This is a genomic window from Steroidobacter cummioxidans, assembly GCF_003104955.1.
In genome coordinates this window covers 1-21,634 of the sequence record NZ_LSRW01000038.1, presented here as the reverse complement: position 1 = coordinate 21,634, position 21,634 = coordinate 1, and the positions used below count along the sequence as shown (strand labels likewise).

Sequence of the window (21,634 nt, the reverse complement as noted above, 5' to 3'; positions counted from 1 at the left end):
TGCTACTCGGCAGCTCTTCGGACGAAAGATGGACCAAGGGCTAACGCCGCGTCGTCCGCAGACTGACGACTTGAGCCTTGGATTCTCGGGTCCGCGCCTGCTCGATCGCCGTCGGCGGCTCGACACCATCCTCGAAGGGCGAATAACTCCACGAAGCACAGATCATCGCCGCAACCCGTCCGGCCCAGCCGGTGTGTTGTCCAGCGGTCGCCGCACCTCGCATGTACACGTATTCACAAAACTCCAGCAACTTGGATCGATGAATGGCGGAGACGCGCGCGGCCACGTGCTGATGGACGATCCATTGACTCAACTCGCCCGGGCTCATCATCGCGCCGCCGGCCGCCGCACAACGAACCCGGATCGCCGCTCCATACAATGCCTCGATTTGTGACAACGCTCGTATCAGCAACATGCCCGCGGGCAATGTTGCCCAGGCATTGTTCACCGGTGCACCAAACACCCGATCCAGCACCATGCGCAGATGATCGGGCTTGCAAATCCGCTCTGCATGCTCTTTGTGTATGCCGCGCACACGCTCGCAAAAGAGCGGCAGTCCGACAACCGCTCCGGCGCGAAACGCTACCGCGCCACTCAAGGCGATCAGACCAAACGATGACAGCACCTGGAACTGCATACGATCACTGATGGTCAGTCGGAACCCGGGATCCTCATCGGCTTCCTCGGCGCGCGCATCCAGCAACGTCGCCTCGCAATCCAAAGCTGCGATCGCGCTGACAAACGATACATAGCTCTCTATGGCTTTCTGCTCGTAGCGTGCATCATGAGTCGCCAACTCCAAGGCCATCTCCAGCATGCTCTGCGCGCGGATCGCGGCCCATCCTCCGCCGGCGACCTGCGACGATAGCGCTTCGAAGTTCTCGATCAGATCGCTACGCGCGTCCTTCGGACGACGGGGTCGCTGCAATCGATACATCAATAGCGCCGCCCATGGTTTGAGTGCCTGCCACTCATGATGCACGGGACTGACTTTGCTGCTGCGATTCTTCAGCTCGCCTTTCAACAGCAAGCGCAGCTGATGCGCGGCCAGGTCGGCATCCACACACGCCAGCGCAAGGGTGTGTAACAGCCATGCAGGCGACTCCAGATGAGGACACTCTCGCTTGTGAGGCGGCGCGACTACTTGAGCGACTTTCAGGCGAAACGAGGCCGGCTCGTGAGTCTCAGCGCCGCCGCGGGACCTCGCACGGCGGTCGTACAGCCAGCCGGTGACGGCCGACACCCATACCGCTTTGTTCCAAAGCATGTTGCAGAAGGCACGTCGCACGTCGAACGCGCCTGCGGTGCTGTCGCAGGCATAGGTGATCACCGAGAAGAATTCGTTGGCGTCATGCCGAAGCTGCTTCAAGCTGGCGAAGAGCTTTTCCAACGAGGGATTGCCGAGGGCCGGTACCGTCGAAGTCAGCAGCATACGAATGCGCTGCACGGCACGCGGCGCCAGGATCAGCAGATGGTGAGCCGCCGCCCGCGTGCCACCGCGATTGAGTTCGACCGGCTGAGCACACCCGGTGAACAGGAACGCACCGGCCAGCTCACAATGCAGATAGTAGGTGCCCAGCTCCGGATGACGCGCGATCAGGCATGGCACATCCGCCCGTCCCGCAACCCGCTCGATTACGACGCGCGGATCGGCCAGGGCGTCCGGGTCCTGCCGGAACCACAGCTGCGGCAACACCTGCAGCGTCGCGGTCTCGCAGCTCGTGTTCTTGATTTCGATCTGGATCAGGATTTCCTCGGGCCCCGACTTGGCGTACTCGACCACGACATCGAAGCAGGCTGCCTCACGATGCGTCGTCGAGCCCTCCGGTTCGCGATATCTGTAATGCGCACGCAGATAAGAATGCGTCGGCAGGTTATCGGCCTGGGTGTAACGCCTCGAGTACGTGACCGGCATGCTCAAGAGCCGTTCCTGCAACGTGCGGTCGCCGCCGGCGCGGATTGCCACGCCGAAACACAGTCGCATCTGCTCGTCGCAGATTCCCACCGGGCCATCTTCACTGGATTCGTAGGCCCAGGAGCGCAATTCGCCCGGTGCGGCTGGCGGAGCTTCGCTATCGGAGCGCGCACGTGCCCGGGGACGGCCGCTATCTCGAAGATAGGGTCCCCACTTGCGCCATGGCACGCCACGTTCATTGGCTTCGCGCAGACGGCCATGCTCTGCGGTCATGGTGCTTCTCCCCCGTGGACTGGCAACTCGGGCAATGACTGTGGCTGCGATGTGCGCGCGTCGGCAATTTACCCTTGGTCCAACAACTCAGCTGCGCTTGCCCAGCTGGGCCCGAATGCGCTCCGGAAAGTCCTCCGCCGCGCCCGCCGCCTGAGCGGCGGCGTTGATCTTGGCCTGCCGGCGCAAGGCCTCGAACGGCATCGAGCCGTCGAGCAGCTGCCGCTGATAGAGGTAGCTGTCGAACAGCCCATTGAGGTAGTGGCGGATGTCGAACCGGGAACCCGGGCCGACGGCGTTGGCGTAACGCACGATGTTGAGCGTGCAGTTGTTGCTCAACAAATGATAGAACTCGGCGCGTCCCGCCAGCTCGTTGATGCGCTCCAGATAGATCAGAAACAGGCGCCGGGCATTCTCCGGGGTGGTGTTGATTCGATACAGGTAGACATCCTCGCCGCGATAATTGGTACGCACCCCGACGACGTCCCGCTCTTCGCCCACCACGTAGATCAGCTCGAACTGCTTGAACAATGAGCCCACCGGCGCGAAGCCCTCGTGCGCCTCGGGCCGCGCCTCGATCGAGATACTGATGGGCTCCGCGTCATCGAAGATGAAGCTCAGAAAGGTATGACCGACCGGGCCTGGCATCCAATACGAGATATAGAAGTCCACCCCAGTCAGGTGCGACAGCTTCACGTCGCGCTCCCGGTAGCGCGGGGTAAAGTCGTCCACCGACCGGTATACGAAGTCCCGCACGCCGACGATGCGCACGTCATCGCCAGAGATATAAGCGCGCGGCAGAACTGCGACTTCAGGCCGCCAGTTGCGATCCTGCCGCGGCTGAATGGCGCTCCAGCCGATCAGCAGTACGCCAAACAATGCCGCGAAGGCGAGCCAGACACGGCGCGAGCGGCTCAACCAGAGCGCCCAGATGCCGAATGCTGCAAATGCAATAGCCAGCGTAAGCCGCAAAGCCGCAGACGGCAGCGGCGAGAACCAGATGGCAAGCGCCGACCATATGACCAGCAGAGCCAGGATCAGGTGACCCGTCGCATGCGTGAGCCATCGCAAGACAGATCGCGTGCGATACAGCCTCACCTGTCATCTCGGCGCGGGCGCTGTGTGCTCGGCGCGCTTCAACAGGAATTCTGAGAGCAACGGCACGGGCCGGCCGGTCGCTCCTTTGCGATCGCCTCCCACCGACGCGGTGCCGGCAATGTCCAGGTGCGCCCAGCGATAGCCTTTCGCGAACCGGGACAGGAAACACGCGGCAGTCACCGCGCCGGCGGGGCGCCCGCCCAGATTGCTCATATCCGCAAAGTTGCTCTTCAACTGTTCCTGATATTCCTCCCACAAAGGCAGGCGCCAGGCACGATCACCGGTATCGGTGCCACACTGGAGCAACTCTTCCGCAAGCGCATCGTCATTGGCGAACAGGCCGCTGGTCTGCGATCCCAGCGCGATGACACAGGCACCCGTGAGCGTCGCGATGTCGATGACACAAGCGGGCTGGAAACGTTCGGCGTAAGTGAGCGCGTCGCACAGGACCAGCCTGCCCTCCGCATCCGTGTTGAGGATCTCGATGGTCTGGCCCGACATGGACCTGACCACATCGCCGGGGCGAGTGGCACGCCCTCCGGGCATGTTCTCGACCGCACCGACGATGCCAACGACATTCAGCGGCAACGCCAGGCGCGCGACCATCTTCAACGCGCCGAACACACTGGCCGCGCCACACATGTCGTACTTCATCATGTCCAGATCGTCGCCCGGCTTGAGCGAGACCCCGCCAGTATCGAACGTCACGCCCTTGCCAATCAGCACGATCGGCGGCTGCTCCGCTTCACTGCCAAAGTATTTCATGACGATGAAGCGGCACGGCTCGGCCGACGCCTTGCCGACCGCCAGCGCCGACTCCATGCCGAGCTTCGCCATGTCTTCGCGCTCGAGCACTTCCACCGGAAAGCCGAATTCCTGACCCAAGGCCTTGGCCGCCTCGGCGAGATAACCAGGGTTGCAAACATTGCCCGGCAGATTGCCCAGGTCCTTGGTGAGCGCCATGCCTTCGGCGATCGCGCGCCCGCTGCGTGCCGCGTACTCGAGCTCTGGAGTAATCGGCTCTTCGATCAGCAGCGACAACTGCGGCACGGCTGCGGCGTCCTTGCTGATTCCTTTCGATGCAAACAACGGTGCAGCGAACTTGTAATAACCATCGCAGAGCACACGGCTCGCCTGTTGCACACGCCACGCCGTTGTATGTTCCGCATCGTCGTCGACAACATCCAGCAGCGGGATATCGATGCTTCGCGTCGAGCTCGAAGCTACTGCCCGCGCCGCCGATTCGAGCGCCTTGAGATAAGCCTTGCCATCGAACTCTTTGCGAGGTCCCAGCCGCAGCAGCAATACACGCCGGGCCGTATCGCCTGAGGCGTAGTACAACAGCAGCGTTTCACCAATCTTCGGCGGCAGGTCCGCTTGTTTCGCCAGCTCCCGCAGGCGCCCGTCCAGGGCGGCATCGAAAGGTTGCGCCGCGTTTGGTAACGAGCCGTCGGCGTACACGCCGAGCACCAGCAAGTCCGCCTTGCCGAGCTGCGCGGCCTGCCGCAGGCCAATCTGTACGGGCTCGCGACGCCGCACCAGTTCCGCTGGTGTGGCGTGCGCTGGATTGCTGGACTTTGCACTAGCGGACATCTCAAGTCTCCTGGTGATCTACAGGCCCCACGGAATGCCGAGCAAGTGCCAGGCCGCGAACAACACGATCCACAGCACGAAGACGATGATCACGTAGGGCAGCATCAGCGCAATGACGGTGCCGACGCCGGCCTTGGGGTCGTACTTCTGCGCGAATGTCACGATCAGCGCGAAGTAGGCGTTGAGCGGCGTAACCGCGTTGAACGGCGCATCGCCGACGCGATAGGCCGCCAGCACCGCTTCGGGATCGACGTTGAGCCGCATCAGCAGCGGCACGAACACCGGCGCGAAGATGGCCCACTTCGGGATCGCGCCGGTCATGATCAGATCGAGCACCGCGACCACCAGGATGAACCCGATGAGCAGCGTGAGCGGACCGAGGCCGGCATGCTCGAGCACATCGCCAAGATTCACGGCGGCGAGCGTGGCCATGTTGCTGTAGTTGAAGAACGCGAGGAACTGGCTGATGACGAACAACAGAAAGATCAGACTCGCCAGGCTGCGGATCGCTTTCTCCATCGCGCCGACGACATCCACCGTGCGTTTCATCGTGCCCGCACCGATGCCATAGGCCCAGCCTGCAGCCAGGAACAGAATCATGATGAATACGATCAAGCCATTCATGAACGGCGAATCGCCGATGAGCGCGCCGGTTTCCGGATTTCGCAGCGGCGCCCCCGCCGGCAGGCTCAATGCCATGAACACCCCGAGCACGACCAGGATGGCGGTGCCGGAATAGCGCAGCCCACGCGTTTCCTCTTCAGTCATCGCGCTACGCTCGATCACAGGCTCGTTACTGCTGTATGCGCCGAGCCGCGGCTCGACGATCTTCTCGGTGATCAAAGACACCGCGACGGTCAACACCAGCACCGAGGCGACCGAGAACCAGAAGTTCGCGGTGAGATCGATGGACAGCGATGGATTGAGCAAATGAATGGCATCGTTGGTGATGCCGGTGAGAATGCCGTCCAGTGGCTTGATCAGAATGTTGGCGGTAAAGACGGCGGCGACGCCCGCGAATGACGCGGCGAGGCCAGCGAGGGGATGCCTGCCGAGACTGAGGAACGCCGCCGCCGCCAGAGGGATCAGCACCAGATATCCGGCATCTGCGGCGATGCTGGAGAGGATGCCGATGAAGACCAGGATGTACGTCATCGCCGCCGGCGGCGCGACGTTCACCAATTTGTGGATCAATGCTTTGATGAGTCCGGACTCTTCCGCCACGCCGACGCCGAGCATCGCGACGATGATCACGCCGACGGCGTTGAAGTTCATGAAGTTGGCCACCACGCCTTCGAACATGAAGCGGAAGCCGTCCGCGGTCAGCAGACTCTGCGCATTGGTGGTGAGCTGCTCGATCTCGCCGGTGTCCGGATCGATCGACTGATAGGTGGCGCTGGCACCGAGCAGGTAGAACAGGTGCGACAGCAAAATCACCAGCGCGATCAGCAGCACGAAAATCACGACCGGGTGAGGAACCCTGTTGCCCACCCGCTCGATCACATCCAGAAATTTTTCGAAGCCGGATTTGCGGGGCGCGCCACGGGTCGGCTCGGTGTGCTCGGGACCGAGCGCACCGGGACTGATCGTGTGGTTCCGCTTCGCCATAACCACCTCTGCGGCCGTGCCCGCCGCGCACGGACGATGCAATCAAGCCGCTTCGAGCGCGTCGCGCAGGGTCTGCTCGGTGTCCTTGTCGAGCGAGGTCTGATAGACCTTGCCTTTACCGGAAAATCCCTTCAGCCCCTCCAGCACTTTGTCGACAGTGGCACGGCGCACGAGCACGAACAGCGCCGAGGAGCCGGGTTTGAAGGAGGCGGCGATGTCTTTCATCATGCGATCGTCGAGCCCGATGTCGGTCAACTTGCCCGTCACCGCGCCGGCCGTCGCGCCAACCGCTGCCCCCAGCAGTGGATTCAGGAATATCAAGCCGATGAGCATGCCCCAGAAGCCGCCGCCGATGGCGCCGGCCGCGGTCAGGCTGGTCGCCTGATCGAGCTTGGTCTTGCCGGCTTCGGTCTTGGTGACAACCACCGAATCCTCCAGGTCGATCAGATGCTGCTTCTGCATTTTCAGCAGCGCGGTGCGCATCTCGAACGCCGTGGTGGGATCGTCGAACACAACCGCGATCAGCGTACTCATCGTGCATCTCCTGGTGGCGAGCTGACGAGGATCGAAGTGCGGCTCCGGAACGTCTATTGGGCCAAGGCCCAACGCATCGCATTCTTGCTTGGCGTATCAAGCGATTGCATGCACGCGTCTTCGCGCACCGGCGACATCGACTCCTCCCTGGCGGACGAGACGCGGGTCGCCCCTTGGACTGCGATGGTCGTGATCGTGCTCGCGCAGATCATGATGATCTTCAACATCTCGACGCTGCAGGTGTCGATGGATGCCATCGCGGGCAGCCTCGGCACCGCGGCGACGACCATTGGCACAGTGATTGTTACTTATGCGCTGGTCGTCGCAGCGCTGATATTGCCGGGCGCGCGGATCGCGCAGTTGATCGGATCACGTCGCGTGTTTCGCACCGCCGTGGGACTGTTCGGCATCAGCATGATCGTCATGGCGGCGAGCCTCGATGTGACATTGATGATAGTTGCGCAGATCCTTGCCGGCATGGCCGCGGCCGCGCTCGTGCCGACGCTCGTCGTGCTGGTCGCCGACAACTATCGAGGTCAGCAACAGGCGCAGGCGCTTGGCTGGTTGGGCGCCGCGCCGGCGATGGGCATCGTGCTCGCCTTCCTGCTCGCAGGATCGTTGACCAGTTGGGTGGGCTGGCGCGCCATGTTTGGATTGTTGGCGGCGCTGGCACTGGCCCTGCTGAAGTTCAGCGACAAACTCAGCGCCGAGCGCCGGCCCTCGCCTGTCGACATCGATTGGATGGGCGCAGCACTGGCGGGCGTGGGCGTGGTACTCATCAGCCTGGGCACCAGCAATCTCGCCTCCTGGGGCACTTTGCTGGCACGACCCGATGCACCGTTCGTCCTGTTGGATCTGTCGCCGGCGCCGCTGCTGGTGCTGATCGGCGTCTTTCTACTGCAAGCGTTCATTTCCTGGTCGCGACGGCGGCGCGATCAGGGCGCCGACACGCTGGTCGCACTGGAAGTCGTCTCAGGCACTTCCGAGCGTGCCGCCCTGCTCTCGATCTTCATCGTCAGTGCGATTGCATCAGCCATCACTTTTCTCATCCCGCTCTACATTCAAGTCGTGCAAGGCCACGGCAGCTTCGAGACGGCGTTGAGCGTGATTCCCTTTTCGGTGGCAAGTTTCATCGCGGCCGTGATGGTGGTGCGATTGCAGAATTATCTCAGTCCCGCACACATCGGTCGCTACTCGTTTCTGCTGGTCACAGTAGGGTTGGCGCTGCTCGGCGCGACCATCCGCAACGACTGGAGCCACTCCATGGTGATCTTCGGCATGGCGGTGGCCGGGTTTGGCGAAGGTGCGCTGGTGACACTCCTATTCAATGTATTGGTCACGGCATCACCGCGAGAGCTCGCGGCCGATGTCGGCTCGGTGCGCGGTGTCAGCAACAATCTCGCAACCGCAGTCGGCACCGCACTCGCGACCGCTCTGATCATCGGTTTGCTCGACCGCAGCGTTCATTACGAGCTGGTGCACAACGCGAGTCTGCCCGACCGAGTCACGGCCCAGGTCGACCTCGACAACATCGCATTCGTCAGCAACGACCGTCTGCAACAAGTGCTCGCAGACACCGCCGCGACCCCCGAACAAGTCGCCGAGGCCGTTCGGATCAACACCGACGCGCGCTTGCTGGCGTTGAAAGCCACCTTCTTCGCACTCGCCGGCTGCGCACTGCTGGCATTCTTTCCCGCCGGAGCGCTGCCCGGCTACATTCGCGCCCCCGCCGCCACTGCACCCGCGTGATCAGTAAAGAGCAATTCAACTGGCTGCCGCTGGCGATTCTGGCGAGCGCGCAGGTGTTGCTGGTCTTCAACATCGCGACGCTGAAGATTTCCATCGAGGGCATCATCACCGCGTTCGACGCCGGCTCGGGCATGGTGAAGACGGCGATCATCATGTACTCGCTGATGGTCGCGGCCAGCGTCCTGGCGAGCACACGCCTGGCCATCATCGTCGGCCCGCGCCGCATTTTTCGAATATCGATCGCGCTGTTCGGTGCTGCGATGGCGGTCATGGCATGGAGTCCCAACGCCACCGTGCTGCTCCTGGCTCAGATGATTGCTGGCGCCGCGGCGGCGATGTTGACACCAGCCTCAGTGCAGCTGATTGCAACTCACTACGCGGACGAGCAGCGAGCCGTTGCGCTCGGACGCCTGAGTGCAACGCGAAGTCTGAGCCTGGCGCCGGCCTTTCTGATCGCCGGCGCCATCGCCACCTGGACCGACTGGCGCCTCACTTTCATGTTGCTGTTGCTGCTGGCCGCCACCATTTACCTTGGCAGCTTGTATTTGCGTCACGATGCCGGCCTGCTGCCCCGGGTAAGAATGACTGTCACGGAAATGGCCGGACTCGCCGCAGTTGGGGTGGCGCTGGTGCTGATCGGCCTGGGCAGCGACAACCTGATCAACTGGGGCGTGCTCAGAGCGCGGCCCGGGGCCCCTTTCAGTCCGCTGAATCTATCGCCCGCGCTGCTGGGCATGTTGTTCGGCGTGGTGCTCATCAAGCTGGTGCTGATCTGGTTGGCCAGGCGACGGGTCGGCGGCTGCCTGCGCGTGATGCAACTGCTCAACACCCCGGTGCAACGTTCTACGCTGCTATCGATATTCACCATCGCAGCCGTCAGCTCCGGCGTCACCTTCCTGATTCCTTTATATATAGAGATCGTGCAGGGACGCAGCAGTCTGGTGACCGCTTACGCGCTGCTCCCCTTCACGGTTGCGAGCTTCATCGGCGCGCTTTCGGTCAGCCGCTGCCGCGGTGCAGCCATGCGCAATGTTACTCGCTATGCCTTTCTCGTCGTCGGCGGTGGCCTGGTGTTGCTGGGAGGCATCGTGCGCAATAACTGGAGCGACGCATCAGTCGTCCTCAGCCTGGCTGCGATCGGGCTGGGTGAAGGAGCGCTCGCGACACTGCTGTTCAAGACGATCGCTTCTGCTGCACCCACGGACATCTCCGAGGATGTCGAGCCGCTGTGCTCCGCGACCAGTCATTTCGCAGCTGCGGTCGGAGCGGCGATCGCGGGCGCACTGGTCATCGGCGTTCTCAGCGTCAATGTGAATCGACATCTGGCGCGCGACCCTGCGATCGGCACCGAGCTGCGCGCACATCTGGATCTGAATCGAGTCGCCTTCATCAGCAATGATCGATTACAGCAGGCGCTAGAGCAGTCGCCGCTCGCGCCCGAGCACATCGCGAACGCAGTGCAGATCAATACGGACGCGCGGTTGTCCGCGCTCAAGCTGTCGTTCTTCGCACTCGCAGGACTGACCTTCGTCGGCTTCCTGCCGGTCGCCCGGTCGCGATAATGATGTGTCAGAAGCGGCAGGTCGCTGCGACGCCGGTCGTCGAAGGCATTCGCTCCTTGGGCACGATGACGACTTGTCCTTTCATTCGCAGCACCGCGGCAGCCAGATCGCTCAACACATCGCCGATCTCCGGATCGCCCAGCGCGCCCGGCTCGATCCTGCCGGACTGCGGATCGACCCGGCCCGGAATCTGCCGATCGGCTTCGACGAGTAGATTCTGCACGCGACCCGCGACGGCGGCCGCCGCCACCTCGGCCACATCGTCAAATCCCAGCTGACGGGCCCGCGCCACTTCATATTCGCGCACCAGTACTGCCAGACGTTCCAGATACAAAGGCTCCATCTGCTCCCATGCGAGCGCACGCAGCTCGTCCAGTCCGATGGCACCGGGATCCACATCGACGCCCATGCTCAGCAAATACGGATTGCGGCTCAGGTTGCGAAACGGCGTGTGATACTCCTTCAACGCCGCCAGCATCAACGGCAGCTCGGTGGGCTTGGAATGATTCTCCATCACGCCGCGATCGACCGCGCGGAAGAACCGGTCTCGGTCCCGATCCATTTCCTCCTTCTTCTGCCCGACGCCGTGATAGATGGGCGTCTGACCGGCTGCCGAACGCACCGACTGATGTTGCGGCGTCAGGTCGGTGCCGAGCGCCTCGGTGAGGGTCGCCGGCGTATCGATGAGCTCGACCGGATCGAACGCATCGCGATTGCCTTCGAACAGCTGCGCGCTATCGCGCGTCAGACACAGAATCTGAAAGCGATCCGCCGATTGCGAGATGCGCAGCAGCGGCTTGAGATAGAACGTGTCGGCGACGATCAGATTCTCCTGCACCGGCCGTTGCAGCTCGAACACTTCGAACAAATCCGGTGCCGCCAGCATGGCCAGGCCGTCGGTGCGATGATTCCAGAATTCTTCGTCGTGGCTCAGCGGTTGAAATTTTTCCAGGAGCGGGCGCACCTCTTTGCGGTCGTACTTCTGCAGCAACGAGCCTTCCATCTGTCGCAGCAGATTGCGATAGCGAATCGGGTCCTGCAGGCTGTCCGGATGGTGCCGGTGTGTGTACTGATAGAGCGAGATGCACGGTGGGCCATGCTTGTCCAGCAGCGATAACAGTTGATGAGTCGAGAATTGCCGCATGACGCCCCCTCAATGTCTGATCTGCTCGCCGGTCAGACGCTCGGTGCTGAGCAGCGAGGTCACTTCCTCGCGAGACATCAGGCCCGAGGCGACGACCACATCGACGATGTCGCCACCGTCCGTCAGTGCCTGCCTCGCAAGCCGCGCCGCGGGTTCGTAGCCGATATAAGGAATGAGTGCGGTGATCACGCCGACGAACGAGCGCGAGTGTTGTTCGAGACGGTTCATGTTGGCTGTCACCCCGATGACGCAATGCTCGCGCAATGTGGTCACCGCGGCTGTCAGAAACTTGAGATTCTCGAACAGCACATGCGCCATGACCGGCACGAACGCGTTGAGCTGCAGCTGGCCAGCCTCGGCCGCCATGGTCAGCGTCATGTCGCCGCCAGCGACCACGAAGGCGACTTGATTGACTGCCTCGGGAATCACCGGATTCACTTTGCCCGGCATGATGCTGGAGCCCGCCTGCCGCGGTGGCAGAGTGATCTCGCCGAGTCCGGCCTGCGGTCCGGAGCTGAGCAGCCGCAGGTCGTTGCAGATCTTCGACAGCTTCATGGCACATTTCTTCAATGTGCCGGACAGCTCCATGAAACAGCCCACATCGGTCGTGGCCTCGACCAGGTCCGGTGAGGTGCGCAGCGCATAGCCGGTGATGTCGGCCAGGTGCTGCCGCGCCGCCTCCGCGTATTGCGCATGCGCCGCTATGCCGGTGCCGATCGCGGTCGCGCCCAGGCTGATCTCGCACAACTGATTCATCACATGCTCGAAGCCGAGACACTCCTCGGCGAGCGTAATTGCGAATGCCTGGAATTCCTGTCCCAGCGTCATGGGCGCGGCGTCCTGCAATTGAGTGCGCCCGACCTTCACGATGCCGGCGAACTCCCCGCCCTTGGCATGAAAAGCGGTCGCCAGGGACACCAGCTCGACCTGCAGGCGCTCCAGCGCCAGATACAGACCGATCTTCAACGCGGTCGGATAGGTGTCGTTGGTGCTCTGGGAGCAGTTCACATCGTCGTTGGGATCGATGTGTGCATAGTCGCCCTTGGGGAAGCCGCCCAACTCCAGTGCGCGATTCGCGATCACCTCGTTGAAGTTCATGTTGGTCGAGGTGCCCGCGCCGCCCTGCATGATGTCGACCACGAATTGATCGCGCAGTGCGCCCTCGCGAATCTCGACGCAGGCTCGCTCGATCAGGTCCGCCTTCCAGCGCGCCAGGGCGCCGAGGTCTGCATTGGCCTGGGCCGCCGCCTGCTTGACGCAGGCGTAACCGTAGATGAGATCGGAGTACACCGAGATTGGCCGGCCGCTGATCGCGAAGTTCTCGAGCGCGCGCAAGACGTTGACACCCCAGTAGGCATCGAGCGGCACCTCACGCTCGCCGAGGCTGTCCGCTTCCGCGCGTACGCGGCCGCTGCCCTGCGGCTGCGTACAGACACTCCTGCGAAACGCCTCGTCCGCTTGAGGATCGCTCATGGTTCGCCCTCGGGTGGTCCGCACTGTCGCGAGGAACCTAGCTCACTCAGCAATGGATACGCGTAGGACCTAGGTCCAACTGTGACTGATGGGGAGGACGCCGAGAGTCACCGACGGTGAGCTCCTCGATATCAGCGCGCTCCTCGATATCAGCGCACTACAACTTGCTGCGCGCGGCTGCGAGCGAGTACGTCAGCGACTACGCGCACTACTTTGCGGGTGCAATGGTTTACTACGCGCTGCTGTCGCTGGTGCCATTACTGGTGCTGCTCATGGCAACGGTGGGATGGCTGCTGCGTCTGTCGCCCCTAGCGGTCAATGTCGAGCAGCAAGTCTTGAGCACGGTCGAAATCACGTTCGGCGCAGACCTGCGCAGCGCGGTCGAGCAAGTGTCTGAGTACCTGCAGCGCGGCTCGACGGTGGCTACGCTCATCGGCATCGTCGGCTTGTTGATGACCTCCTCCGCCCTGTTTGCTCATCTGCGCATGACCTTCCGCGCGATCTGGAAACATGCACCGCCGCTCGCCTCGGGTTCGATCCTGCTCGCGCTGCGCATGAAATTCACCGAACGCATCATCGCGTTCGGCATCATGCTTGGCGGCGGTGCCCTGCTGTTGGCGCTGCTCGCAGTCATCGGCGCATTGCAATGGCTCGTAGCATTACCCAGCGAGCCGACATTTCTCAGCGATACGCTCGGCTGGCTGCTGCCGCTACTCGGCTCGCTGATCATCGCTCCGCTCACGTTCGCTTTGCTGTTGCGGACCTTACCGCCAGTGCACGTCCGCTGGCGCGACGTGCGGCTCGCTGCTCTGCTGGCCGGACTCACCTGGATCTTCGGCGCCGAAGTCCTGTCGATCTATGCCGCGCGCGCGGCCCAGAAATGGAGCGCCTACGGTGCGATCGGCGGCATCCTCATCGTCATGTTATGGATGCACGCCATGTGCAAGATGCTGTTCTTCGGCGCCGAGCTGAGTAAGGTCACTTACCGGGCGCGGGCCCACAAGAGCACGGGCTACTAGCTTTGGCCGTTTGCGATGTACGCAGGCGCGGGGGCGTTGGTATACGTTGGTATCCCATTGCACGCCATATTCTCGTTGTAACGGAACATAACCGTATCTTGCGAGGCCCGCAGCGCCGTCAGCGTCGCGAACCACGACTTACATACGTCAACGGAGATTCCCTTCCATGGAGTCGAGATGTTGCAGACCTGCACCCAATCTCCCAGGAATGTAGGCAACACCATGAGCTGGGCGCCGTTGTCGACGAACAATGATCTGATCTGCCCCGCGCACATCGTGGCAGCTGAAGCAGCCCCAGACATGCACATCAGCATCACACCCAAAGAGACCGCGACTCCAGAACGCTTTACTACCATGTGACTTTTCTCCTGCGAATGCTGGATGAACTTTAAGCAAAACCTTAGCCCGCACATCGATCGATATGCGCGATAACCAATCATCAGTTTGCTTGTCGAGCTGTCGCTGCGCGAGAGCTGGTCGATGACATACCTTCCTTGGCTGGGGTTCCACTCTTTATTGTGTTGTCCTAGTTTTCAGTCATGCCTGTGTGCATGTCAACAAGTTACAGATCGCACTTGCGAAATTCAGGGTTTTTCCCAAAACAACCTTAGTAATGGAAGAACGCCTCCTGCACGGCGCTGCGATCCAGATCGTGCGCCAGGCACAGTTGCAACAATATCCGGCTCTTCTGGGGACTTAGCTGATCGGCGACCACGAAACCCAGGGCATCATCATCGAGCTCCACACCGCGTTCGACATCGCCGCTGCCAACGCGAGTGGCGCGAACGACGATCACGCCCGCTTTTGCCGCGTCCGCCAACGCGCTCACCACGGGTCCAGGTGCGTTGCCGTTGCCGACGCCAGCAATCACGATGCCACGCGCGCCTAGCGACACGCTTGAACTAACCAAGTCGGGCTGCATGCCGGAGTGCGAGTACAAAATGTCCACTCGCGGCAAGCGGCGCTGAGCAAACGCCGAGAACATCGACTGTGCTGTGTGCAGCCGCGTTGGCCTGCGGAAATAGCGGATGCGACCCAGTCGCGCCGTGCCGAGCAAGCCAGGGCCAGGTGAGATGAAGGTCTGCACATCCGTCGTGCTCGACTTCGTCACGTCCCGCGCACTGTGCAGATCGTCGTTGATCGCCAGCATCACGCCGCGATCGTGCGCATCGCGGTCGGCCGCCACCGAGACCGCGTTATATAAATTGAGTGGCCCGTCTGCGCTCAACGAGGTCGCGGGACGCATCGAGCCGGTGAGCACGACCGGGCGACCGGACGTGATCGTCAAATGCAGAAAATACCCGGTCTCCTCGGCAGTGTCGGTGCCATGCGTGATGACCACGCCGTCCGCCGCATCGGCATCGAACAATTTATTGATGCGGTTGGTCAGTCCCTGCCAGAGGACTTCGTCCATGTCTTGACTGCTCATCTGCGCAAATTGCTCGCCGCTCACCGCGGCCAGCGTTCCGAGTCCGGGCACGCTGTCGATCAGCTGCTCGAGCATGACCGAGCCGGGACGATAACTGGAAGACGTATCGCTCGAGCCTCGACCCGCAATCGTCCCGCCGGTCGCCAGAATGTGCACTCTCGCCATGCTCGGCACTTTTGCAGCGATGCCGCCGACTCGCAATTAGCCTCTGGTCCAATGAGTTGCGCAGCGAAGCTGCACGTACTCTGCGGCATCGACCAGGGAGAGTGGAATGAATTTTCCATACCTGCCGGTGCTCGCGTTCCTGCTTGGCACCGCATCCATCGCATCCGCCGAAGACGTCGTGACACTCACCAGCGGCAACCGCATGACCGGCGAGATCAGGGAGTTGACGCGCGGCGAGCTCTCCTTTCGCATCGCCGGTGTCGGTCGCGTCGACATCGACTGGCGCAATGTGGTCGAGCTGGAGAGTCCGGATCGTTTCTATATCGTGCTCAGCACCGGCGAGCGCGAGGTCGGCACGCTGTACGTGCATGGCGGCCAGCTGTCGATCACCACCGATGCCGGCACGCGTCGCATCGACACGAATGAGGTGGTCCGTATAGCTCCGGCCACCGAGCGACGCCTGCTCGAAGGCTGGCGCGGCTCGATCGACGCCGGTATCGATTTCCTGTCCGCGAACAACGAGCTCGACTGGACCCTCAATGGCGCAGTCGAACGACGCACCATGCGTTACCTGACCAAGCTGCAGTTGAACTCGCTCCTGCGCCGTCGCAGCGGCGACGTCGCGCAGCGACGCAATCATTTCGAGATCGGCTCGCGCCGCTTCCTGGCGGATCGTTGGTTCGTGCTCGGCCAGTTGCATCTGGAGGAGGATCGCGAGCTGGATCTGGATTCGCGAGTACTGCTCGGCGCCGCACTCGGCCGTACGCTGAGCCAGACCAATCGCGCCATGTTCGCCGTGTACGGCGGAGTGGATGGAGATCGGGAAAAATTCCGCGGCTATGACGCGGACACGATCTTCGAAGTGCACGGCGCGGTCGAATGGGAATGGTTCGCCGTCGGCACCGAAAACGGCATCGATTTCAGGACCCTTGCCTTCTACGCGCCGGACAACTCACGCGTCCGCGTCGAAGCGCAGATCGCCTTGCGGCGGAACATCACCGACAATTATTTTTGGGCGCTGCGCGCCTACGAGAGTTATAACAGCGACCCGCCGGACGATCTGGAAAGCAGTGACACCGGCATCAGCTTCAGCATCGGGCGCGACTTCTAGTAATCGCGCCCGCTTCGATCTACCAATGCGCTACACCGCCAATCGAGTGGCTGCCGCCATTCGAGCCAATCGGCACACTGTATTTCACATCCACCGTCAGTTCGCTGCTGCGCGCCGGCCGCTCCAGCACTACGCCTGAGGCCGCGATCAGCTTCACCAGCTGCGCCAGCGAACGCACCCGCATCTTGTGCATCACCCGCGCGCGATGCACCTTGATGGTCTTGAGCACGGTGCCGAGGTCGCCGGCGATTTGTTTGTTCATGCGACCTTCGACGACGTGCGCGAGCACTTCGCGCTCGCGCGGCGTGAGCGTTGCGATCCGCTCTTGCACGATCTGTCGCAGACCGGTCGCGCGGCGCTGCTCTTCATCCATGCGCAACGCTTCTTCGACGGCGCCGAGCAGCTCTTCGTTCTCGACCGGTTTGGTGAGAAAGTTGACTGCGCCGGCGCGCATCGCGATCACGCTCTCGGCGATGCTGCCATGACCGCTCAAGAAAATGATGGGCCGGTCACACCCTGCGTCGACCAGCGCCGACTGCACATCCAGACCGCTGCGATCGGGCATCGCCAGATCGAGCAGCAGGCAGCCGGGCACGGTTGGATCGTGGTGTGCGAGAAACTCCGCAGCGGATCCAAAGCAGCGCGTGACATATCGGGACGCGCACAACAGACGGCTCAGAGCCCGTCGCACATCGGCATCGTCATCGACGATGAACACGGTAGATGGTGTCCTGCTCACGAAAACTCCCGCTATGCACCCGACGATACATTTCGATGTATTTCGCGCGCTCCGCGACGTGGCCACATTCTGGGAAGCGCGGCCCTATATGCAGCCTGCTACCACGATCTCGCGGTGAACCAGTGCAGTCAAGGACTTCCGCGTCGATCATGCGGCAGCGGCTTACGCGAGTAGATCGGGATTTGCCGAATCGAAACTCATTTCGTCGTCTCCCTTCGTATGTATCGGCAACGTCACCCGACCCTCGCACCCCACTGGCAGCGTCACTCCGACTTGTTCAGAGCGATCGCTGTAGCTTCCGTGTACGTGATACGCACTTCGTCACCCGGCTTGAGCTTCTGCACGAACTTGGTCGCTTCGGGATCCGAGATCGCCACCGTGCGCACGATGCCATCCGGGCGTTTGAAGGTCACGGTATCGAACGACTGATCCACCGATTGAATGACGACATCGGTCGATACCGACGCGGTGACCGATGCGGCGGGCGCCTCGCCGGGATTAGCCCGACTCTTGGAGATCGTGGTGCGCGGCTCATCCGACGATGCCGAGCCTTTCGGCACCACTTCCGCCGCCAGCGCCTCCTTGTAAGTAGCCGTCACAGTATCGCCCGGTTCAATCTGGTCGAAGTTTCGCACCTCGGGCCCAACCACCACCAGCGTGTCGACACCGTCGGAGGTCCGCAACACCAGCGACCTGCTGTCGTGGTCCACCGATTGCACTGTCGCCGTCGCTTTAGTGACATTCTCCTGCGACACTTTTTTTGGCTCCCCTGCCAGCCCCAATAGCGGCAGGCAGGCCAGAGAAACAACCACAATGGTCCGGATCATGATTCACTCCTCGATTGAATTTTCTGGATTCGCTCGCGCACGCCGCGCATCGCTCGCATGCACACCGCGGCGCACGCGAACAACAGACTGAAGGCTGCAAAGACAGGCGCGGGCCCGGCGGTGTGCGGCATTTGGGCCACGCGCTCCGTGTCGACCTCCTCCGTGACCTCCTCTTCCGTCGCCAACGGCACGATCACGAGCTTTTGTGCGGTATCGGCCGGCTCCAGCGCCATCACCGGGCGACTCACCTCCACGTACGCTTTCAAATCCTGATTCGGCGCGAGCTCCGACACGCGCCGCGGCTCGCCATCGATGAGCACACGAAAATCATTCGGCGGTGTGATGGACTGCGTCGGCCCGAGCGAGCCATCCGGCAAGTGGAAGCGCACTCGCATGGTGTTTCCTCGCACCTCCACCACTTGCGCATTGAACACCGCGTAATCCTGACCATCGCGCGATATCACATCCAGACAGGCCTCGGCTGCCCGTGGAAAACGGGCCAGCACCTCGTCGCTGAATTGCACGGCGGCGCAGTCCCTCGGGTTCTGCGCCAGGACCGCAGTAGCGACGAGTGCGAGGATCGCGCCGAAGGTCACGCGAGAACGGATACCCATGGTCTTCTCCTACACGGTCGGAAAGTTTTAGATGGCGGCAGGTTTCTCGCGAGGCGGCGGCGTCATGGCCGCGGTGGCCTCGTGAGTGGCATCGAGCAGACCGCGCACCACGAATCGCCGGGGCGCAGGTCCTACGAATCGAAATGGGTAACAGGTCACCAACGTGATGACCGGCTCGTCGGTACGCCGCAGGAGCGCGGCATCGCTGCGATCGACGACTGTGATCGACGTGACGCGATAGACGTAGTGAAAATTCGCGGTCCGCACTTCGATCGCGTCCCCGACGCGAATGTTCTGCAGCGGTCGAAACGTGCCGTCGCGATGCGCGGCCACGCCCAGGTTGCCGCCCTCGCCCGGCCCGGCCATGCCGGCAATGAGCCCGGCGCCGCGATTGAGATTGACCTCGCTGCTATCGGAATAAAGTGGGGTGCGCAGGCCTAGCGAGGGAATTTCCAGCGAGCCGAGCAGGCCCGAGACCGATGGAGTCGGCGCAGCGCTATCGGCGGCCGGTGCTGCCGGTGCGACGTCCGCTGTGGTCGTCGCTGCAACCGAGGTCGCGGTCGCATTGGCCAGATCGGCGCCGCCGTTGATGGCCGCATCCATTCTGGCCGCGAGGTAGAGCACGATCGACAGACACGCGAGGGCCCAGCACGCACGTTCTAACATCCTGACTACGCCACTCGCGCTTGCTCGAGCCATGTGCCAGCTCTGATTGTTTCTGGGGAGAGCAGCGTCGGCTCAGACTGAACATGCAGCAATTAGCCCAAGGTCCAACCATGCGGACCATGCGTGCAGCGCTCGACGTGGCCCTGCTGCGCGCCTAGACTCGGAGAAAATCGCATGCGGTCCGCAGCGGAGATTGCCCCATGACGACCCTGCACTTCACACCCCAACCTGGCGTGTCGGCTGTGTTGAAACTGCTGTCAGGCGCCTGCCTGCTGCTGACCGGCCAGGCGTTCGCAGACGGCCCGGTCACGGCGGTGTACAAGGTTCAGGAATTGTCCTTTCAGTACCGGCTGCCCAGACAGTTTCAGGCCTGCCATGAATTGCAGCAGCGCGTAGCGGTCATCCTGGTCGCGGTCGGCGCCAGAGACGACATCAAGGTGGATGTCCGCAACTGCGATGCCTACATGATCGGCAACGACGACATGATGGATCCGCTCCCGGGGCGCACCGGCTCCGATCCTTTCGATCGCGGCGACCCGTTCGACCGCAACGATCCGTTCAACCGCGGCGACCCGTTCAACCGCTCCTCCTCCACCTTCCGCAACCCTGCCAACGATCGCCGGCAGACGGCCAGCATCCGCGTGCAACTGCAGATGCCGGTCGAACTCACGCCGGCCGTGATGAAGGAAATCGAAAAAGACAAGTCGCGTCGGGAGCTGGTATCGCGTGTGACCCGCAATCCAGCGGCGGCGATGAATGATCCGATCGTGTTCGAGGCGCAACGACAGGAAGTGGCGTTGTCTTCGCGGACCGTGCGCCTGAAGCCGGAGGATTGCGACCTGCTCGAGCAGATGCGCACGCAGGTGTTCCGCAAGCTCAATGTAAAAGTGACCGGCGGGACTGCCAGTTGCGGCCGCGATTCGTCACGGATCCCGCCCCAGATGACCGTCGAGGCGCTGCTGCCGACCGGCAAGCTGCTGCCCATGCCCGATCCGGAGCGGGAGAAACACAACAAGAGCGGCAGCGGTCCGTCCGAAGCCCCGGCCGCGCAACCGGCGCAGCCTGCAGAGCCCCCACCGCAGGCGCCGGCACCACAATGAACGACGCCGCTATTTCTGCAGGATGATTTCGTCCTGGCGGTGGAGCACGCGTGCGCCGGCCACGATGGCCGCCGCTTGCGCGAACTGATCTGGATCGTGGGCGCTGAACAGACCGACGATCCGGATCGCGCCGATCTCGGCATCCGCGATCACAATCTTGGTGCGATTGACGTTGTTGAAACGGGCCACGGCCGACGCGATGGTGACGTTGTCGAGTGAGATCTGCGCGATCGCTGGCGAGGGCAGCGACGGCACCACATTGCCCGGCCCCGGATCGAGCGTCAGCTCGCCACCTGCATGCAACAATACTGCCTGCTCGCGATCGTCACGCGCCCAGACCAGCACACTGCCTTCCTTGACATGCACCGCGCCGCCCGTATCGCCGAGTCGACGGACGGAATATTCGGTGCCGGTCGCCTGCGCATAGACGTCACCGGAGCGCACTACGAACGGCCGGCTGGAATCCTTGGCCACTTTGAAGGTCGCTGCGCCACTGAGCAGCGTGATCTTGCGGTCGCGGTCCGATAACGCAAAATCGATCTTTGCGCCATCGGCCAATGTGACGACCGAGCCGTCGCGCAATTTCATGATTTGATGCGCGACGAGGCTCGACTGCTCGCGCGGCCAAAGACTCAACGTCACAACGCTGACCACGGCGAGGCAAGCAGCGATTGCCGCCCATCGCGGCACGGCTCGTCTGACCATTGCAGGCTCAGGTGCAACATCGTCGGATGCTTGCACCGGCGGACCGCGCGTCACCGCGGCTTCCATGACATGCAGACCCGCTTGCGCTCGCAGGTAAGCGCCGCGATGCCGACGATCGGCTGCCAACCAGGCTTCGAGCGCTGCGCGGTCTTGCTCCGTCACATCGCCGTAGGCTAAGCGCGTTGCCCAGCGGGCCGCCTGCTCATCTACGCCATTTGCTATTACTGGACTGGCGTTTGCCAAGTGGCGTTACCTTCGCTTCAGTGGTGCGCGGCTCCGGCTCCTGCACGGCATTCAGCACGCTTTTCAGGCC

General features: G+C 62.5%; 18 protein-coding genes. 5 read left to right on the top strand and 13 right to left on the bottom strand.

Annotation, left to right across the window (positions count from 1 at the left end; all coding sequences use genetic code 11):
• Nucleotides 1-40: 40 nt before the first annotated feature.
• From D0550_RS18685 to D0550_RS18665, 5 genes are all read right to left on the bottom strand, one after another.
• The gene (locus D0550_RS18685) at nt 41-2,188 is read right to left on the bottom strand and encodes a hypothetical protein (protein WP_116810713.1); all 2,148 of its coding nucleotides are present in this window, start codon (nt 2,186-2,188) and stop codon (nt 41-43) included.
• 87 nt (nt 2,189-2,275) lie between these two features.
• Nucleotides 2,276-3,256, bottom strand: a complete 981-nt coding sequence (locus D0550_RS18680) for an Lnb N-terminal periplasmic domain-containing protein (RefSeq protein ID WP_206606395.1) — start codon at nt 3,254-3,256, stop codon at nt 2,276-2,278.
• A gap of 30 nt (nt 3,257-3,286) precedes the next feature.
• Nucleotides 3,287-4,876 carry a leucyl aminopeptidase gene (locus tag D0550_RS18675; RefSeq protein WP_116810711.1) on the bottom strand — a complete coding sequence of 530 codons (1,590 nt, stop codon included), beginning with the start codon at nt 4,874-4,876 and terminating at the stop codon, nt 3,287-3,289.
• Between the two features lie 18 nt (nt 4,877-4,894).
• The gene (locus D0550_RS18670) at nt 4,895-6,484 is read right to left on the bottom strand and encodes an AbgT family transporter (RefSeq protein ID WP_116810710.1); all 1,590 of its coding nucleotides are present in this window, start codon (nt 6,482-6,484) and stop codon (nt 4,895-4,897) included.
• Nucleotides 6,485-6,526: 42 nt separating this feature from the next.
• Complete coding sequence (locus D0550_RS18665; RefSeq protein WP_116810709.1) at nt 6,527-7,018, bottom strand: DUF1269 domain-containing protein; 492 nt, start codon at nt 7,016-7,018, stop codon at nt 6,527-6,529.
• A gap of 108 nt (nt 7,019-7,126) precedes the next feature.
• On the opposite strand from D0550_RS18665, the gene D0550_RS18660 reads away from it, so the two are divergent.
• Together D0550_RS18660 and D0550_RS18655 are read left to right on the top strand one after the other, a co-directional pair.
• Nucleotides 7,127-8,767, top strand: a complete 1,641-nt coding sequence (locus D0550_RS18660; RefSeq protein ID WP_161965916.1) for an MFS transporter — start codon at nt 7,127-7,129, stop codon at nt 8,765-8,767.
• Nucleotides 8,764-10,329 (top strand): MFS transporter, encoded by a 1,566-nt coding sequence (locus D0550_RS18655; protein ID WP_161965915.1) that lies wholly within the window; start codon nt 8,764-8,766, stop codon nt 10,327-10,329. The genes D0550_RS18660 and D0550_RS18655 overlap by 4 nt, the downstream gene beginning before the upstream one ends.
• Before the next feature lie 7 nt (nt 10,330-10,336).
• Here D0550_RS18655 and D0550_RS18650 read toward each other — a convergent pair whose 3' ends face one another.
• Both D0550_RS18650 and D0550_RS18645 read right to left on the bottom strand, forming a co-directional pair.
• The gene (locus D0550_RS18650; protein WP_116810707.1) at nt 10,337-11,473 is read right to left on the bottom strand and encodes a baeRF3 domain-containing protein; all 1,137 of its coding nucleotides are present in this window, start codon (nt 11,471-11,473) and stop codon (nt 10,337-10,339) included.
• 9 nt (nt 11,474-11,482) lie between these two features.
• Complete coding sequence (locus tag D0550_RS18645; RefSeq protein ID WP_116810706.1) at nt 11,483-12,946, bottom strand: aspartate ammonia-lyase; 1,464 nt, start codon at nt 12,944-12,946, stop codon at nt 11,483-11,485.
• Nucleotides 12,947-13,062: 116 nt separating this feature from the next.
• On the opposite strand from D0550_RS18645, the gene D0550_RS18640 reads away from it, so the two are divergent.
• Nucleotides 13,063-13,965 carry a YihY/virulence factor BrkB family protein gene (locus D0550_RS18640; protein WP_153067229.1) on the top strand — a complete coding sequence of 301 codons (903 nt, stop codon included), beginning with the start codon at nt 13,063-13,065 and terminating at the stop codon, nt 13,963-13,965.
• A gap of 607 nt (nt 13,966-14,572) precedes the next feature.
• On the opposite strand, the gene D0550_RS18630 is transcribed toward D0550_RS18640, so the two are convergent.
• Entirely contained in the window at nt 14,573-15,595 is a 1,023-nt protein-coding gene (locus tag D0550_RS18630) for an asparaginase (protein WP_275129255.1), read from the bottom strand.
• A gap of 70 nt (nt 15,596-15,665) precedes the next feature.
• Between D0550_RS18630 and D0550_RS18625 the strand changes: the two genes are divergently transcribed.
• Nucleotides 15,666-16,670 carry a DUF481 domain-containing protein gene (locus D0550_RS18625; protein ID WP_116810703.1) on the top strand — a complete coding sequence of 335 codons (1,005 nt, stop codon included), beginning with the start codon at nt 15,666-15,668 and terminating at the stop codon, nt 16,668-16,670.
• Between the two features lie 19 nt (nt 16,671-16,689).
• Here D0550_RS18625 and D0550_RS18620 read toward each other — a convergent pair whose 3' ends face one another.
• From D0550_RS18620 to D0550_RS18605, 4 genes are all read right to left on the bottom strand, one after another.
• Complete coding sequence (locus tag D0550_RS18620; RefSeq protein WP_116810702.1) at nt 16,690-17,409, bottom strand: response regulator transcription factor; 720 nt, start codon at nt 17,407-17,409, stop codon at nt 16,690-16,692.
• 263 nt (nt 17,410-17,672) lie between these two features.
• Entirely contained in the window at nt 17,673-18,236 is a 564-nt protein-coding gene (locus D0550_RS18615) for a hypothetical protein (protein ID WP_116810701.1), read from the bottom strand.
• A complete protein-coding gene (locus tag D0550_RS18610; RefSeq protein WP_116810700.1) occupies nt 18,233-18,850 on the bottom strand; it encodes a hypothetical protein in 618 nt (205 codons plus the stop codon). Before D0550_RS18610 ends, D0550_RS18615 begins: the two co-directional genes overlap by 4 nt.
• Nucleotides 18,851-18,877: 27 nt before the next feature.
• The gene (locus D0550_RS18605) at nt 18,878-19,516 is read right to left on the bottom strand and encodes a class D sortase (RefSeq protein WP_206606394.1); all 639 of its coding nucleotides are present in this window, start codon (nt 19,514-19,516) and stop codon (nt 18,878-18,880) included.
• Nucleotides 19,517-19,758: 242 nt separating this feature from the next.
• On the opposite strand from D0550_RS18605, the gene D0550_RS18600 reads away from it, so the two are divergent.
• Nucleotides 19,759-20,616, top strand: a complete 858-nt coding sequence (locus D0550_RS18600; RefSeq protein WP_153067228.1) for a hypothetical protein — start codon at nt 19,759-19,761, stop codon at nt 20,614-20,616.
• Nucleotides 20,617-20,625: 9 nt separating this feature from the next.
• Here the strand turns inward: D0550_RS18600 and D0550_RS18595 are convergent, their stop codons facing one another.
• Complete coding sequence (locus D0550_RS18595) at nt 20,626-21,564, bottom strand: FecR family protein (RefSeq protein ID WP_116810697.1); 939 nt, start codon at nt 21,562-21,564, stop codon at nt 20,626-20,628.
• Nucleotides 21,565-21,634 lie beyond the last annotated feature (70 nt).

What these genes read in the sequence shown, in the direction of transcription:
- D0550_RS18685 (WP_116810713.1), bottom strand. Translation starts at nt 2,188, where the DNA reads ATGACCGCAGAGCATGGCCGTCTGCGCGAAGCCAATGAACGTGGCGTG.
- D0550_RS18675 (WP_116810711.1), bottom strand. Translation starts at nt 4,876, where the DNA reads ATGTCCGCTAGTGCAAAGTCCAGCAATCCAGCGCACGCCACACCAGCG.
- D0550_RS18670 (WP_116810710.1), bottom strand. Translation starts at nt 6,484, where the DNA reads ATGGCGAAGCGGAACCACACGATCAGTCCCGGTGCGCTCGGTCCCGAG.
- D0550_RS18665 (WP_116810709.1), bottom strand. Translation starts at nt 7,018, where the DNA reads ATGAGTACGCTGATCGCGGTTGTGTTCGACGATCCCACCACGGCGTTC.
- D0550_RS18660 (WP_161965916.1), top strand. Translation starts at nt 7,127, where the DNA reads ATGCACGCGTCTTCGCGCACCGGCGACATCGACTCCTCCCTGGCGGAC.
- D0550_RS18650 (WP_116810707.1), bottom strand. Translation starts at nt 11,473, where the DNA reads ATGCGGCAATTCTCGACTCATCAACTGTTATCGCTGCTGGACAAGCAT.
- D0550_RS18645 (WP_116810706.1), bottom strand. Translation starts at nt 12,946, where the DNA reads ATGAGCGATCCTCAAGCGGACGAGGCGTTTCGCAGGAGTGTCTGTACG.
- D0550_RS18625 (WP_116810703.1), top strand. Translation starts at nt 15,666, where the DNA reads ATGAATTTTCCATACCTGCCGGTGCTCGCGTTCCTGCTTGGCACCGCA.
- D0550_RS18615 (WP_116810701.1), bottom strand. Translation starts at nt 18,236, where the DNA reads ATGATCCGGACCATTGTGGTTGTTTCTCTGGCCTGCCTGCCGCTATTG.
- D0550_RS18610 (WP_116810700.1), bottom strand. Translation starts at nt 18,850, where the DNA reads ATGGGTATCCGTTCTCGCGTGACCTTCGGCGCGATCCTCGCACTCGTC.
- D0550_RS18605 (WP_206606394.1), bottom strand. Translation starts at nt 19,516, where the DNA reads ATGTTAGAACGTGCGTGCTGGGCCCTCGCGTGTCTGTCGATCGTGCTC.